The sequence below is a fragment of the Sphingobacterium bambusae genome (assembly GCF_033955345.1).
Classification (GTDB): Bacteria; Bacteroidota; Bacteroidia; order Sphingobacteriales; family Sphingobacteriaceae; genus Sphingobacterium; species Sphingobacterium bambusae.
Window position 1 is genome coordinate 1,715,214 of sequence record NZ_CP138332.1, and the last position, 17,514, is coordinate 1,732,727.

9 protein-coding genes are annotated in these 17,514 nt (G+C 45.2%); 7 read left to right on the forward strand and 2 right to left on the reverse strand.

What is annotated here, in order from left to right:
- Window positions 1–17: 17 nt before the first annotated feature.
- Window positions 18–1,382, reverse strand: coding sequence for a sigma-54-dependent transcriptional regulator (locus SCB77_RS07400; RefSeq protein ID WP_320185789.1), 1,365 nt, complete (start codon window positions 1,380–1,382; stop codon window positions 18–20).
- A gap of 15 nt (window positions 1,383–1,397) precedes the next feature.
- Entirely contained in the window at window positions 1,398–2,723 is a 1,326-nt protein-coding gene (locus SCB77_RS07405) for a TolC family protein (RefSeq protein WP_320185790.1), read from the reverse strand.
- 349 nt (window positions 2,724–3,072) lie between these two features.
- On the opposite strand from SCB77_RS07405, the gene SCB77_RS07410 reads away from it, so the two are divergent.
- From SCB77_RS07410 to SCB77_RS07440, 7 genes are all read left to right on the forward strand, one after another.
- Window positions 3,073–4,323, forward strand: a complete 1,251-nt coding sequence (locus tag SCB77_RS07410) for an efflux RND transporter periplasmic adaptor subunit (RefSeq protein ID WP_320185791.1) — start codon at window positions 3,073–3,075, stop codon at window positions 4,321–4,323.
- 13 nt (window positions 4,324–4,336) lie between these two features.
- A complete protein-coding gene (locus SCB77_RS07415; RefSeq protein WP_320185792.1) occupies window positions 4,337–6,724 on the forward strand; it encodes an ABC transporter permease in 2,388 nt (795 codons plus the stop codon).
- A 54-nt stretch (window positions 6,725–6,778) separates the two neighbouring features.
- On the forward strand, window positions 6,779–7,465 hold the full coding sequence (locus tag SCB77_RS07420) for an ABC transporter ATP-binding protein (RefSeq protein WP_320185793.1): 687 nt from the start codon (window positions 6,779–6,781) through the stop codon (window positions 7,463–7,465).
- A gap of 75 nt (window positions 7,466–7,540) precedes the next feature.
- Window positions 7,541–9,961 carry an ABC transporter permease gene (locus tag SCB77_RS07425; RefSeq protein WP_320185794.1) on the forward strand — a complete coding sequence of 807 codons (2,421 nt, stop codon included), beginning with the start codon at window positions 7,541–7,543 and terminating at the stop codon, window positions 9,959–9,961.
- A 91-nt stretch (window positions 9,962–10,052) separates the two neighbouring features.
- Complete coding sequence (locus SCB77_RS07430) at window positions 10,053–12,497, forward strand: FtsX-like permease family protein (protein ID WP_320185795.1); 2,445 nt, start codon at window positions 10,053–10,055, stop codon at window positions 12,495–12,497.
- A 125-nt stretch (window positions 12,498–12,622) separates the two neighbouring features.
- Entirely contained in the window at window positions 12,623–14,986 is a 2,364-nt protein-coding gene (locus tag SCB77_RS07435) for an ABC transporter permease (protein WP_320185796.1), read from the forward strand.
- A gap of 112 nt (window positions 14,987–15,098) precedes the next feature.
- Window positions 15,099–17,510 carry an ABC transporter permease gene (locus SCB77_RS07440; protein ID WP_320185797.1) on the forward strand — a complete coding sequence of 804 codons (2,412 nt, stop codon included), beginning with the start codon at window positions 15,099–15,101 and terminating at the stop codon, window positions 17,508–17,510.
- The last annotated feature ends 4 nt before the right edge of the window (window positions 17,511–17,514 follow it).

Below are 17,514 nucleotides of genomic sequence, written 5' to 3' on the forward strand. Positions count from 1 at the left end.
CTGAACGCCTCATCGATCTAGATATCATATTTCTCCATCCGCCGGTATAGGGCGGCCCTTGTGAGTCCCAATTCTCTTGCAGCTTTGCTGATGTTGCCACTGTAGCGCTCTATGGCCGATTGAATCGCCTTTCGCTCCATCTCTTCCAGACTTTGCGTAGACATGTTTGCCGCGCCGATAGGCGATTCCACCACAGGCTCCTGCTCAATGGGCGAGAAAAGAATATCCACATCGCGGATGCTCTGCTGCTCGGCCATAATCACGGCTCGCTCCAAGCTATATTGCAGCTCGCGCACATTCCCCGGAAAATGGTAGTTGCGTAGCTTCTGCAAAGCTTCACGCTCCAGCCCCTCTATGTTCTTGTGATATTTTCGGCTATAAAAGTCCAGGAAATAATTGGCCAATAAAATAATATCATCTCCGCGACTACGCAGGGGTGGCACCTGAATCTCCACGGTATTTATCCGATAAACCAAATCTTTGCGGAAGCGGCTCTCATCGGCCAACGATTTTAGCGGTACGTTGGTCGCACTCAACAGTCTAATATCAACCGGAATGCCTTGATAGGATCCCAGCGGCACCACCTGCCGGTTCTGCAATACACTCAATAATTTAGCCTGCTGCTGCAGGCTGATGTTACCTATCTCGTCCAAAAACAAAGTTCCTCCCTGCGCCGCTTCGAACCGTCCCTGCCGGTCTTCGCGCGCATCCGTAAAGGCACCCTTCTTGTAGCCAAACAGCTCACTTTCAAACAATGTATCCGTCAAGGAGCCCACATCAACCTTAATATAAGGACCTTTGTTGCGTAACGATCGGCGGTGTAGAGCCTGAGCAATCAAATCCTTACCCGTTCCGTTTTCGCCCAAAATCAGAATATTGGCTTCCGTCGGTGCCACTTTATCCATCTTGTACTGCAGATCTTCCATAATGGCCGACTTCCCCACGAGGTCGATCTCGTCCCTAGACTTGCTTGCTAACGGCTTCGCTTCGCCAGATGCTTTAATCTCCTCAAATACGGTACTCAACGTTTGCAATAACAGATCGTTCTGCCAAGGTTTCACAATAAAGTCCGAAGCCCCTTGTTTCAAGGAGCGCACCGCTAGATCTACAGCACCATAGGCCGTGATCATCACTACTTTAATATGGGGGTAGACCGCTTTGATCTTCCCAAGCCAGAAAAGACCCTCGTTACCGGTGTTGATCGCACTTTTAAAATTCATATCCAGCAATACCACATCCACTGCCTCGCGGCTCAAAATATTCATCAGATGCTCTGGATTCTTTTCGACAATGACTTGCTTTACCTTCGGCCGCAGCAAAATACGTACAGCCGTTAGTAGGTCTTGGTCATCATCAACGATTAATATGGTGGCTTTCTTCATAAAACACTAAGATACTTACAATTCCAATAATCCCGCGTAATAATCATTGAAATATTTCTGCAACAACCACTGATACTGCCTGATCAACAACTCGTTGCGTGTATTATCCAATTTATTCTTTGCTGTCAAGAACAATACAGAGTTGCTATTGCCAGCATCAAAGTGCACCTGTGCTATGCGGAATGCTTCTTGGTAGCTCAGCTCCTGCTCCTGCAGGTTCTGCACGTTCTTCTTCAGGGTAAGCAAGCTAAACACGGTTTTTGCTGTCTCCTCACGAACGGTATTCTCTTGTATCTTCCGGTTCCATTTTGCTTCGTCTAGATTCAATTTCGCCAACTTCACCTGGCTCCGCGCCGCCATCCGGCTAAAGATGGGCACGCTCAAGCTCAGTGATATCCCCTTCGATGGATAATTCACCAACTGCTGCCAATAGTTATAGCCCAAAACATCCACACTGGAATAGATAGATCTGATGCCCGCATCGAGCGATAAGCTGGGGTAATATGCGGATTTTGCCACTTTAATCGTTTGTTCTGCCTCACGGATACGCCAGTCCAAGGCCTTGAAATTGGGCAACGCTTGCAGCGCTTCCTCATAAAGAGCAGCACCCGACAAGCTGCTTACCGACGATGGCATCGCTATCGGCTCCAAGGCCGGCAGCTCTGCTATAGGTAGATAAAGTAGCGCGGCCAAACGTGCCTCGCTGTTATACAGATCTCTTTTGGTATTCTCTAGCGTGTTCTGCTCCGCATAGGCCTGCCCCTTAAGGTCATGGTAGTCCCCCGGATTGATCGCACCCTCGTCCTGCATCACGGTAGCTCTGTGCAGATTCTCCTGCGTCACGGCAAGCTGCCCCTCGGCTTGCTGCAACATATCGCGCGAGGTCAACACAAGAATATAGGCTTCAATAACATCCAATTTCAGTTCGTTGATCGCGCTTTCAAACTCCAGCTTTCCGGCCTCACGCGCGCTGGCTTTACGCCGAATATCATGCAGGATTTCGAAGCCTCGAAACAACGGCGCATTCAGCGACAGCGACTGGTTACCCGAGTAGTAATTGTTATCCACGAATTGATTTGTCGTGGTATTGATACTTCGTCCTTCATTATAGCCATGCCCAACGTTACCACTCACCACCGGAAGCCGGTTGTACTGTGCTTGTTTATAATTTACCTCATTGCGTGACAATTCCAGTTCGGATCGCTGTAGATTTGGATTATTCTTTATCGCGAGGGAAACACAGTCTGCCAAGGAAAGTGGCTGGGATGTCTGCCCCAGTACAGTGGACAAGCTGCTGCAACAAACAAGGATCAATAAGCTGGCTTTGAGAAAATTTTTCATTCATTACTGTTTCCCTGCCATACACACAGCACGTGCCAAATACATAAAACACTATAAAAGAACAAAATACAATAACAACACCGGATAAACTGTCCGATTACGGACAATTGCTGTACGAGCGTGGACAATCGGACGTTTTCCTGCGAAAATGATCGGTGGACGGCACAAAGTCCCGATTAGGGCTGTCCAACAGCGAACAGCCACTGTCCGATTACGAACACCTACAAAACGGAACCAACACTAAAATACTGATAATTAAATAATTAAAAAAATGGCATGAGATTATATAGGCTATTAGCAACGGCAGATAAAAAACGCCAATTTTTACATATTTGACCTTCAAATTTTAATGGACAGACCGATAGAACAAAAGAAATGGAACACGAGACGTATTTTAACGCTCGTAGGCATCGTTGCACTCGTTAGCCTTATTGGCGCCAGCTATTATTTCACCAGTGGAAATAGCAAGCTGAACGTCGAGGCCGACCGCATCAGCATCGTGGAAATTAAGGAGGGAACATTTCAGGAGTTTATTCCAATCAACGGAACAGTATTGCCCATCAGCAGTATCTACCTCGATGCTTCGGTGGGTGGACGCGTAGAAGAAAAGTTTGTGGAAGATGGTGCCATTCTCAAAAAAGGAGATGCCATTATGCGCCTATCCAACACCGATCAAGAACTAAGCTTGGTAAACCAAGAAACACAAGTTCTCAACCTCTTGACCCAAGCACAGATTGCTCGTACCAACGCCGAGCAGGTGTCCATCAACAACCGCAACCAAATGGCCGATGTAGAACAGGCCTATCGCGAAGCCGAGCGTATCTATCGACTGAACAACAAACTCTATAAGGAGAAAGCAATTGGCAGCCAAGAATACCAGAAATCATTAAACGAGTACAACTACCAAAAGCAGCGCGTTACTCTCACCAAGCAGATTCTTCGTCAGGATTCAATATCGTCAAGCCAAAAGGCTAACCAAGACCGCGAAACCTACCAGCGTACCCAAAGTGCGCTACAGCTGATGCAACAGAAGGTTGGCGACCTAATCGTTCGCGCGCCAGTAGATGGACAGCTGACCTCCTTCGACTCCGAAATCGGGCAAAATAAGAATGCCGGTGAGCGCTTGGGCCAAATAGACGTGTTGACAGGCTTTAAGGTGCGTGCCGAAATTGATGAACACTATATCAACCGCATCTTTACCGAGCAGGTTGGCCAATTTTCCATCAGCGGCAAAAACTACCAGCTAAAGATCAAAAAAGTGTACACGCAAGTCACCAACGGACGCTTTCAGGTGGACATGGAATTTGTCGGCGAAATTCCAAAAGGTATCCGTCGTGGACAAACCTTACAGATACGCCTAGCGCTAAGCGATGAAACAAAAGCTTTGCTACTCGCTAAAGGCGGCTTCTATCAACAAACAGGCGGCAACTGGATCTTTAAACTGGATAAAGGCGGCAAAACAGCCTATCGTGTCGATATACAACTGGGCAGACAAAATCCAGAATATTATGAGGTAGTGAGCGGATTGGAACCTGGCGACAAGGTAATCGTATCCAGCTACGAAACATACGACAAAATACAAGAATTGAACATTCGCTAATTATTATACGACTATGCTAGCAAACTTTCTACGATCGGCGATCAGAAACCTTTGGAAAACCAAAGGATATAGCTTCTTGAATATCTTAGGATTGGCTTTGGGCATCGCTGTCACGGCGCTAATCTTCCTTTGGGTCGAAGACGAAGTATCTTGGAATGATAATTTTGTTAATAAGAAAGATATCTATATCACAAAATCTCAACAGACCTATGATGGGAACATCAATGTATTCGAAGCTACCCCCGGCCCATTCGCCAAAGAATTTCAACGGGAGTTTCCTGAGGTATTACACGCCGGAAGGTTAAACTGGGGCAGCAGCAACCTCTTTACGGTAGGCGAAAAGCAACTTTATCAATTTGGCTATTATGCCGATCCAGAGATTCTTTCCATCTTAGCGCCTGAGTTTTTAAAAGGTGATTTAAAATCGGCTTTAAAAGACCCTAGTAACATCGTGTTAAGTGAATCTGGAGCGAAAAAACTTTTTGGAAGCACTGACGTCCTTGGAAAAACAGTAAAACTTGACAACAACGAAGTCTTCAATGTGTCGGCCGTAACGAAAGACTTTCCAAAGAATGCGAGTTTTAGATACGATTGGTTGATTGATTTCAAAAAACTTGAAATGTCATCACCAGAGTTTGGATACTCCAACTGGGGAAACAATAGCGTGATCACCTTGGTGCAACTAGACCCTGCTGCAAACTTGGCCTCGGTAAATGAGAAACTAAAATTCTACATCGACGATAAACAAGGCTCCAAAGAACACGTAGACGAGAATTTCCTCTATCCCATGGAACGCTGGAAGATGTACAATACCTTTAAACAAGGTGTTGAACAGGAGGGTAAAATTAAAAGCATCCGATTATTCAGCTCCATCGCGTGGTTGGTACTGTTAATTGCCTGCATTAACTTTATGAATCTGTCAACCGCTAGGTCCGAGAAAAGATCTAAAGAGGTAGCCATGCGCAAAATCGTCGGTGCACGGAGAAAATCATTGATAGTACAATTCCTTGGCGAATCCCTTGTTTTTTCATTTATTGCTGGGCTACTCGCCATAGGTTTGGTTCAATTAGGGCTTCCTTCATTCAATACTTTTGTTTACAAAGAATTGGCTATTGAGCTCGACAATTGGCAGCATCTTGGCTTTATTGTGTCCATCGTTGTCGTATGTGGCCTAGTATCAGGCAGCTATCCGGCTTTTTTCCTATCCTCCTTTGCTCCCCTAACAACGTTAAAAGGAGGCAAACGAGCTGCTGGCTCGAGCAACCTCATACGAAAGGTACTGGTCATTACGCAATTTACCGCAGCTATCATTCTAATGATCTGCACGTCGATCATATATCTTCAAGTACGCCATGCTAAAAACCGTGATTTAGGATTTGATCGCAGCCAAGTGATCACAACGAGCATTCAGGGAAGTATGTTGGAACATATGGATGTGATCAAGCAAGAGTTGAAAGCGACTGGCAGTATCGAATCCGTCGGATTAAGCATCAATGACGTCCTCAATGTCGGATCCAATACTTCCGGATTTGAATGGGATGGGAAAGATCCTAAATCATCCATCCTAATCGGATTTACCTTTGTTGATCCTGAGTTTACAGACGCCCTGCATATCAAGATTAAGGATGGCCGAAACTTTAGGCCAAATTTATTAGGCGATAGCTCCTCTATTCTGATCAACGAAAGCTTCGCAAAGTTGATCCAGCCGGATGGGTTGGTCGCTGGAAAAACAATAAAGATGAACGGTTTAACATTCACCGTAGCAGGTGTTGTAGACAACTATGTCTATAATGACATCTACGGTACCGCAGAGCCCTTGATGCTAGCACCGATGCCCATTGGATATGCATATGGATATACCGGTGGCGTGTTAAACATAAGAACCGCGGCAGGTGCCGATCTACAAAAAGTCGTGCAACAAATAGAAGGAATCGTGAAGAAGTATAATCCCGATTTTCCGTTCAGCTACAAGTTCTTAGACGAAACATTCAATAATCACTTTGGCACCGAGATGATGCTCCAAAAGCTGGCCAGTTTATTTGCCATCTTAGCGATCATTATTTCTTGTCTCGGCCTACTGGGTCTTGCGGCTTATTCTGCCGAACAAAGATCCAGAGAAATCAGTATCCGCAAAGTGTTGGGTGCTTCCATTGCGCGACTGGTTAAAATGCTGAATTACGAATTTCTTATTTTGGTCAGCCTATCCTGTCTCATTGCTTTTCCTATTGCTTGGTACTTTATGAACGATTGGTTGAAAGGTTACAACTACCGTATGGAAATGCCATGGATTGTTTTTCCTATTATTGCACTACTAGCTTTATTGATTGCTTTATTTACCATCAGCACACAAGCACTACGCGCGGCGAATGCAAACCCAACCAAAACATTACGTGACAACTAGCACAAACATCGATTGATAAACAGAACATTGAACATAAAAAATTAACTAAATAACATGATCAAAATAACAAACCTCCAAAAATACTATCGCACCGAAGAAGTGGAGACGGTAGCCTTGAACAATGTGAATATCCATGTTAAAGAAGGCGAGTTCGTCGCGGTGATGGGTCCATCGGGCTGTGGAAAATCAACCCTACTCAATATTGTTGGTCTGTTGGACGATTTGGATGAAGGAAGTTACCTTTTCAACAGCATCGAAGTCGCTAAATTTAAAGAGGGCAAACGTTCCGACTTGCGCAAGCACAACATAGGCTTCGTATTTCAGAGCTTCAACCTGATTGACGAGCTTACCGTGTTCGAAAACGTGGAACTTCCCTTGGTTTACACCAATGTTCCGGCCGCCGAACGCAAACGCCGCGTAGAGGAAGTTCTAGAAAAGGTACAAATCATGCACCGCCGCAACCACTTCCCGCAACAGCTATCCGGCGGTCAGCAGCAGCGTGTCGCCGTAGCCCGTGCCGTGGTAAACAATCCAAAGCTAATTTTGGCCGATGAGCCTACGGGTAACCTTGACTCCAGTAATGGTAACGAGGTGATGCAGCTACTCACAGAACTGAATGAAGCCGGCACCACCATCGTTATGGTAACGCACAGTGAGCATGATGCCAAGTTTTCCGACCGTGTCATCCGTATGCTGGATGGGCAGGTGATTATGGAAACCGAGAATGTCGAGATTCGCTAGCAAATACGACAAGCTTTTGTACCTGATTATACTTATGCCGTAAAGTTACTTACATAACCTTATCATATCGAAATTATGTTAAATCTAAAAATTACACTCAGACAATTATGGCGTAATCGTCTGTTCACCGCCCTCAATATTCTGGGACTTGCTATCGGTATCAGCGCCTGTTGGATTGTTTTTAGGGTTTTACATTATGAATTTAGTTTTGATAAGCATATACCTGATATCGCGTACATACAACAAGTGGTTTGTGTAGATGATGAACCAAATGCTAGTGCTGGTTTTGTTGGCGTACCATTGGGCATGGCGCCTTTACTTACAGATCAAGCCCTTCCAGATGCCACAGTAGTACCGGTATATACACAATACTTCGAACGCTTGCAGATTTCGCAGTCTGGCGACGATAATCTGTCTTTTGTTGAAGAGCCCGAGAACGTCATCGGCATCAACAACAGTTATTTCGAAATGCTTTCCTATGAATGGCTTGCGGGACGTGCAAATACAGCATTAAAAGATCCGTATAACATGGTACTTCGCGATGATGTGGCCGCGACATACTTCCCCGGTTTGCAAAGCAATGAAATTATAGGAAAAACAATTACAGCAGATTCGACAAAGTACACCATATCTGGCATCGTGAAAACTTTGCCCTATCCCAGTAGTTTTCAGGCCAAAATATTTGTCCCCATACCGAATAAAGAATGGTCCAACCACGACTGGTTATCGTTAAATTCTTCCTACCTAATTTATATTAAGACAAAAAACGTCGCTTCTTTAAACAAACTATTGGCAGTAGCACAAAAAGAATACGATAAAATTGGCGCTCCAGAGCATCTAAAATTCGGTGCAGCCAGCAAGTTTGAAACATTCCCACTAGCGAAAAAACATTTTGAAAAAGCTTACGATAGTGAAGGAATATCCTCGGACAGAAATGTAATGTATGGTTTGATTGTTATAGGTTCTTTTTTACTACTACTGGCCTGTATAAATTACATCAACCTGAGCACGGCACAAATCCCTCAGCGCGCAAAAGATATTGGTATTCGCAAAACTTTAGGCGTTCGCCCACTACACATTACCTTCAGTTTTTTAGTCGAGACCTTTTTTATTACGATTTTAGCTTTGATACTCTCTTGGCCAATCGTCAAACTTTTCGAAATCGGCTATCCCGAATTTATTCCAAAGGGAATTGATGCGTTTGACAACAGCGCGTTGGTAGCCTTATTTTTGATAGGATTAATTGTAATTGTATCATTGTTATCCAGCATTTATCCAGCTTATCTGATAAACAATTTACGATCAATAGAAACACTCAAGGGAAAAATAGAACACAAAATAAAAGGTACTCGTTTAACACTTCGCAAATCACTAATTGTCTTTCAATTTGTGATTGCTCAATTCTTTATTGTTAGTGCGCTTATCATAGGTCAGCAGCTTGATTTCACCATACATGCAGATTTGGGCTTCAAGCATGAGGCAATCGTCAACATGCGCATACCCTATAAATCTTATCAAAATAGCGATGTGAATCCGCTCCTTTACAGAAGAGCGCTAGAGAAGCACTCTGAAATAGCAGCAGTTTCTGTGGGACACGAACCGTTGAATAGCAGCTATTGGGGAACTATATATCATTTTGCCGCCGACACTGGAAGAATTCAGTTTAACACTCCTCGCAAATATATAGACGAAAACTACATTGATTTATATCAAATACAACTACTTGCGGGTAGAAACATCCAATTTACAGATACGATGCGCGAGGTATTGATCAATGAATCAGCCTTAAAAGCATTAGGTCTAAAAAATCCGGAGGACGCGGTAGGCAAACAGCTTACGAGAACGGATAACGCGATCTACCCTATAGTAGGCGTTTACAAGGATTTCCATCAACGCTCTTTACGGGATAAAACAGGCCCACTTATTCTCGGCTCGTCGAACATCGCCACTCAACTACAGTATTTCAACGTCAAGTTGCCTGCAGATCGAAGAAAATGGCAGGAAGCCTTCAGCATCATGGAGAAAGAATGGAAGTCATTTTATCCAAATGCTCCTTTTGAATTCAAATTCAATGAAGAAAAAATAAAAAATCTTTACGAAAAAGATTACCGAACGGCAAAACTTATTGACTTAGCAACGGTAATAACCATTTTGATAAGCTGTTTTGGACTTTTTGGGCTCGCTACCCTTACGGCATTTCAAAGAACAAAAGAGATTGGCATACGAAAGGTATTAGGCGCTTCGATAGGCAAAATTGTAGCGATGCTTTCTAAAGACTTTGTAATCCTAGTAACTATTGCAATTGTCGTTGCCACACCGATTGTTTGGTTAGCCATGAATAAATGGCTGGATGATTTTGCTTATCGAATAGACATTGAGTGGTGGATTTTCATCGTCGCTGGTTTACTAGCTATTATAATATCGCTATTGACAGTCAGTTATCAGGCTGTAAAAGCTGCCGTTGTAAATCCAATCGACAGCTTGCGAGATGAGTAATACAACGTAAAAGATAAAAATTGAGTAAGACTGATGCCCAGAATAAGCATAGTAGTCTACGATCTAACATCTATAATCTAAATACTAGAAAATGTTACAGAACGACATCAAAATAGCTTGGAGAAACCTGCGTAGCCAGCGGCTTTTCTCTACCATTAAAATCGGAGGCTTTGCTTTTGGAATTGCTGTTTCCCTGCTTATTGCGTTGTTCGTGCAGCATGAGCTTAGCTACGATAAATTTTATCCTGAGGCAGATCAAGTATTCCGTTTGGTGGGCGTAGCCAAGCAAGACAATATCATCCGCAAGGGTATCTCCATGCCGGCACCTACCGGACCGACCTTCCAAGCAGAATTTCCTGCAGTGGAGTCGACGGGACGGATGCTTTCCAACCCCTTGTTTGGCGCGGGGAGCAATCAGTTATCTACGAATGAAAATCCGGAAAATTTCTCCGATAATGGATTCACCTACGTCGATCAGTCGCTGTTAGACATGCTGCCGCTAGCCACCGTGTTTGGTTCCCTACCTCGGGCACTTGACGAGCCCAACAGCATCGTGATCACCAAAAGCAAAGCCGAGAAGTATTTCAAAGGAGACCCTATTGGTAAAATCATCTACCTAAATAACGATAAAGACAAGCCCTATAAGGTCAATGCCGTAATCGAAGATGTGCCGAGCAACTCCCACCTCTACGGTTTCAACTTCTTTATGACCCTATCGGGTATAGACTTCTACCCGGGTGAACAGCAAAATTGGGTCGCCAGCAATTATGCCACCTACATCAAGGTCAAGAAAGGAACAGATACCGAGCTGCTTGCCAAACAGCTCACAAAATCATATATCAGCGACCATTACATTCCAGCTATCCGGCAGGCCGGCATGCAAGTAAATCCGGTATTAAATTCCGCACGGCTCGTACTACAGCCGCTCGAGAAAATACACCTCTATTCGACCGATATAAACGATTACAAGATCGAGACCCAGCAGCGAGGCGACATCAAAGTGGTATGGATCTTTGCGGGCATCGCCAGCTTTATCCTACTTATTGCAGTGATTAACTTCATCAACCTATCTACCGCAAATGCAAGCAGCCGCGCCAAAGAAGTAGGTGTACGGAAAACCATCGGATCTAGCAAAAAGGCGCTGATCAAACAGTTTATCACCGAATCTTTGCTTTATAGCCTCATCTCGGTGTTTCTAGGTATCGCCATCAGCTTTCTGCTGTTGCCCCTATTCAACAACCTAGCTGATAAAACCTTACACATTCCTTGGAATAGCTGGTACTTTCTGCCCACAGCCTTATTTGCAGCAGCAGGCCTAGGGTTGCTTTCGGGCATCTATCCCGCCTTCGTACTCTCCAGCTTCAAGCCCATCGCGGTGCTCAAAGGCAACGTATCTCCAAGAAGCGGAAGCTCCATCTTCCGTAACGGATTGGTCATCTTTCAATTTGCCACCTCCATTATCTTGATTATAGGCACGCTCATAATCAACCAACAGCTCAATTTCATCCTGAACAAAGATATTGGCTTCAACAAAGACCAAGTCTTGGTTTTACATGGAACAAGGACCTTAGGCAATCAGGCGAAGGTTTTTAAAGATGAACTCAGCAATATCCCCAGCATACAAAGTGTTGCCATTAGTGATTACCTGCCGGTGAATATCGACGGATCCAAGCGCAATGGGAATACCTTTAATCTCGAAGGCACGCAACAAGTGGAAACTAGCAAAGGAGGACAATTCTGGATAGTCGATAAAGACTACATCAGCACATTTGGGCTTCATCTGGTTGCTGGGCGAAACTTCAATATGGATATCGCATCCGATTCGGCGGCCGTGATTGTGAACCAGCGCATGGTCAACGAACTGGGCATCAAAGATCCTATAGGTGCACGGATTACTAACGGCAACAGCTACACCATCATTGGTGTGGTTGAAGATTTCATCTTCGGCTCCCTCCGCGAAGAGGGCTTAGATCCCCTTTGTATGGTTATTGGCGGTAGCAACTCCCTTATATCCGTTAAGATCAAAGCAGCCGATGCCACGCAAACCATACGGGATATCAGCAACATTTGGACTAAATTTTTGCCACAGCAACAGATACAGTACAGCTTCTTGGACGAAGGTTTTGCCTCGCTATACAACGATGTACAGCGTACTCAAGGCATCTTCACAGCCTTCGCCATCATTACGATATTTATCGCCTGCTTAGGACTTTTCGGTCTAGCAGCCTATACCACGGCACAGCGCACCAAGGAAATCGGGGTACGCAAAGTGTTAGGGGCAAGTGTATCGCGCATTATCCAGCTGCTATCCTTTGGATTCCTAAAACTGATATTACTGGCTTTGCTTATTGCCACACCTATCGCGTGGTGGGCCATGCAGAGCTGGTTACAAGATTTTAACTACCGCATCGAGGTGGAGTGGTGGGTATTTGCATTGACCGGCGGCATCAGCCTGCTCATAGCTATGGGCACCATCTGCTACCATGCCCTACGAACAGCGCGGATGAATCCCGTAGATAGTTTACGTGATGAGTGATAAAAAGTAAAAATTCAAAAGTAAAAAGTAAAAAAACCGACAGGGGGTGACAAGCATGGTGCGAAGCGCCTAAAAGCAAATGTCTCGTCTACGATCTAACTACTATTATCTAAATACGAAGTACTATGGTAAGGAATTATTTAAAAACGGCTTTGCGTAATTTGTGGAAAAACAAGAGTTATTCCTTTATTAATATTCTCGGCTTGGCCGTTGGCCTAGCTGCAGTATTCCTCATTGCGCTGTGGATACAGCATCAATTTCGGTATGACAATTTTTACAGTCATCAGGATGACCTGTATAAGGTACGCCTGAAGACTACCGGTGCTGATAACGAAATCTACGTGGGTGATATCACCTCGGCACCGATTGCGCCCTATTTCACGCAAGAATACCCCGAAGTAGAATCCGCGGCACGGATGTACTGGTCGTCGGATGCATTGCTGGCTTTTAAGGACAAATCTGTCAAATCTCAGGGAAATGAAGTCGATCCCTCTTTTTTGAACATCTTTAATTTTCCTGTTCTTAGCGGAGCGGGTGCAGATGCGTTAGCCGGGAAGCATCAGATCGTGCTAACCAAAAGCTTGGCTAAAAGTCTATTTGGCAGCGAAGACCCCATCGATAAAGTTATCGTACTGGACAATAATCACCCCTACACAGTTACCTCCGTACTCGACGATCTTCCCTCCTATACGGATTTTAATTTTTCGTACCTCATCCCCTTAGCCAACACAGATACCTATGGTACCAATTGGCGCACGAATACCTACTACACCTTTGTGCGGCTAAAAAGTGGTACAAATGTCCAAACCTTCAACAAAAAAATAGAAGACCTGATCGCCAAAAATTCGAAAGAATCTGCACGCAGTCAAGCTTTTCTATACCCCATGGCAAAACAATATTTGTACACCCGGTTTGAACAAGGAAAAGCTGTTGGCGGAAAGATTGACGAAGTACGCTTAGTAGCTATTATCGGTGTTCTGATCCTCGCCATAGCGGCCATCAACTTCGTCAACCTGAGTACCGCACGCGGACAGAAACGCGCAAAAGAGGTGGGCGTTAGAAAAGTAATTGGTGCCAGCAGATCCACTTTAGTCAAGCAGTTTCTCTTAGAATCGGTCTTGCTGTCTACCCTCGCTGGCCTTATTGCCCTCTTGCTGGTATGTATTATGCCGCCTCTCTTCGGATCGCTGCTGCCTTTTGATGTACGTTTTGAAGCAGGCAACCTCATCATTTGGTCGACATTCGTCGCTTTTACCGTATTAACAGGTGTGCTTGCCGGCCTGTATCCTGCTTTTTTCCTTTCTGGCTTTGCCGTAAGCAAGACACTAAAAGGCGGAACCCTATCGAAGAAAGCGGGCTTTAGCTTTCGGGAAGTACTGGTGGTGCTACAGTTTTGCATTGCGATTGTACTCATCATCTCGAGCATCGTTATTCGCACACAGATACAACATACGCAAGAACGGAATATCGGGTATGAAAAGGCGCAGCTCCTCGAAATTCCATTGGAAGGGGAAGCACCATCACATTATCAGGCCATACGGTCGGCTTTGTTGCAAAACCGATCGATAGCCTCCGTAGCGCGCACCGGTTGGTCTATCACAATCGATGGATCGTCTTCCGGTGGTAACTTTTCTTGGCAAGGAGCTACACCAGAACAAACTGCGAACACGTTTTTTAGATTGTATCGCGCCGAAGACAATCTCGTCAAGACACTCGGCTTAAACTTGATTGACGGTCGAGACCTCGATTATATCCGTCTTCCAGCTGATAGTGCCTCCGTATTACTTAACCAAGCCGCGATTCAAGCCATGGGGCTAAAAAATCCGGTAGGTCAGTCTATCAAATGGGGCGACGACACCTACACCGTGGTCGGCGTGATTGAAGATTTCATCATCGGTTCTCCTTATGAACAGGTTCGTCCGATGTTGATTTATACATCACAGCATTATATGTCTAACATGCTTGTTAAGATCAATGCGCAAGCTGGTGTAAAAAATAGTTTGACGACTATAGAAAACGTGTTGAAAAAGTTCAACCCGGCCTATCCATTCGACTACAAATTTGTGGATCAGCGGTTTGCCGAGAAGTTTAACGATCAACAGCAAACAGGGCAACTCACGTTCATATTTTCGGCCTTAGCCATTGCTATTTCTTGTTTGGGACTGTTGGGGCTTATCGCCTTTATTGCCGAGACAAGGATCAAAGAAATTGGTATACGGAAGGTTCTCGGAGCTTCGGTACCGGGTATTGTTATGATGCTATCTAAGGATTTTGTAAAGCTGGTGTTGCTCGCGCTTGTTATCGCTGCCCCAATTGCTTGGTGGGCAATGAACAATTGGCTGGCCGACTTCACCTATCGCATTGACCTGGCTTGGTGGATGTTTGTCTGGGCAGGACTTGCAGCGGTGCTGATTACCGTATTAACGGTCAGCGGACAGGCGCTTCGCGCAGCAATGGCCAATCCCGTAGATAGTTTGCGTAGTGAGTAGGAAAAAAGTAAAAATTAAAAAAGCCGACATGGGTGATACGCATAGTAGTGCTGAAGTTAAAAACAAATGTGTCGTCTACGATCAAACTACTATTATCTAAATACGAAGTACTATGGTAAGGAATTTTTTTAAAACAGCAGTCCGATACACCTTGAAAAACAAAGTGATTACGGGCATCAATATACTCAGCTTAGCAATTGGCATCAGCGCCACTTTGGTTATCTTTTTGCTGATCCAGTACGACTTGAACTTTGACAAGAAGGTCACCGACCGAGATCGCGTGTACCGTTTGGTGAGTGATGGCGATTTTAAGAATTCGGGCACCTTGGTTCCCTTGGTACGTATGCTAGAAACCGAACTGACAGCCATCGAGTCCGTGCTTCCGCTTTACAAGATACAGAACGCGAAAATAAAGGCCTCCTCTCCCGGCAGCAAAGAGCAGCAGGTGTTAACCAAACAGCAGGGCTTCGTCTTCACCAATAGCCAATACTTTGCATTCTATCCGCACACATGGCTGGCCGGATCGGCAGCAGCACTCGATCAGCAGAGCATGGCCGTACTGACCGACAAAGATCTGCAACGCTATTTCCCGAATGTGTCCCCCGCAGAAGCCATCGGCAAAACGTTTGTCTTGGGCGATTCTGTCACGCTGGAGATTGCTGGAGTTGTCAAGGAGATGTCCTACAACTCCGATTTCAAGTTCACCAGCTTTGTCGCTGTTGCAACAATACCGCTGTCCGCAAGCCTCAAAGAACAATTTAATTGGGACGCATGGAGCAATTACTCCGATGCCTACCAATGCCTGCTAAAGATCAAAGCGGGCACCTCCATCGAAAATATGGAAAAAGAGCTCCTCGGACTATTGGCCAAGCACAAAAAGATAGACATCGATGGTTGGAAAGACAAGTTCAAACTGCAGCCCCTTGCAGATGTACACTTCAACACGGAGTTCAACTACGGTGCCATCAAGCCGGATACCTTACGCAACCTGCTTATACTGGCGCTGTTCCTCCTTTCTCTAGGCATCATCAACTTTGTCAACCTTTCTACGGCCCAATCTATCGAACGGGCCAAAGAGATCGGTATTCGCAAAACCTTGGGCAGCTCCAAGCGAAAGCTCGTGCTACAGTTTCTCACCGAAACATGCATCGTGGCTTTCGTTGCGACCCTGCTATCCATTATTTTACTTCCCATCCTGCTACAAACCTTTGCCGGTTTTATCCCAAAAGGACTTACTTGGCAAAATTTGCCGACGGGCAGTATCGCGCTTTTCCTTTTCGGCCAGCTTATCGTTGTAACCTTAGTTGCCGGATTCTATCCTGCTTGGGTTCTTACGGGCTATGCTCCTGTATTGGCGCTCAAAAATCAGCTATTTAAAAACAGTAACCTTTCCAGAAGCAGCGGTATTCGCAAGACATTGACCGTATTCCAGTTTGTGCTGGCCCAAGTATTTCTTATCGCCGTCATTGCCGTCACCAAGCAGATACAGTTTGCTACACACAAAGACATGGGTTTTCGGAAGGAAGCCATTATCAACTTCTATATCCCGGGTTCGTACGGAAACTCGGACAAAGGAAAATTGCTAAAAAATAAGCTCAAGGCCATGCCCGAAATCAAGGCATTAAGCTTTGGTAACCAATCACCGGCCTTCTCCGGATGGATGAACACCACCATAAACACCGGCAGCGAACAGGACAACAAACTCGTGACCTTAGACTCTAGAACGGGCGACGAGCATTATCTCGAGGTGTACAATATTCCGCTCGTGGCAGGGCGCAACATCGAACTTCGTGACTCCATCACCGAGGCCATGATCAACGAAAAAGCACTCCCGTTGCTTCACCTGAAGTCGCCGCAAGAGGCCTTGGGACTATCCCTAAACAATGGCGAATTAACTGTCGTGGGCGTTATGAAGGATTTTGATGTGGCCTCTGCCCATCACGAAGTACGACCACTCATTTATTGGGGGGATAATAGAGGGTATGTTATGCATATTGCCCTAGATCAGCAACATCCCGAAAACTGGAAAACAGCCATCGATAAGATATCCAAGGAATACAGCGCACTGTTCCCTGAGGATGCCTTTGAATACCAGTTTCTCGACGAAACTATTGCAGGCTTCTACATGAAAGAACAGCAACTGTCCAAACTATTGCGATGGGCCGTGAGCTTGTCTATCGTCATTGCCGGTTTAGGCCTATTTGGTTTAGCCATATTCACGGCCAACCAGCGATCCAAAGAAATTGGTATACGTAAAGTATTGGGTGCTACAGCCGCACAAATTGTCGTCCTGCTGCTCAAAAACCTGATCTCCTTAGTGGCTATAGCCTGCCTGATTGCATTTCCGATCGCTTGGTATTTAGTCAACAAATGGTTGCAGGACTTTGCTTACCGAACGACAATCAACTGGTGGATATTTGCCGTATCGGCTATCGGCTTACTCCTTGTTGCAACAGCTGTACTCCTATCGAAAACGGTTCTTGCTGCACGTGCAAATCCAGTGGATAGCCTGCGGGATGAGTAGGGAA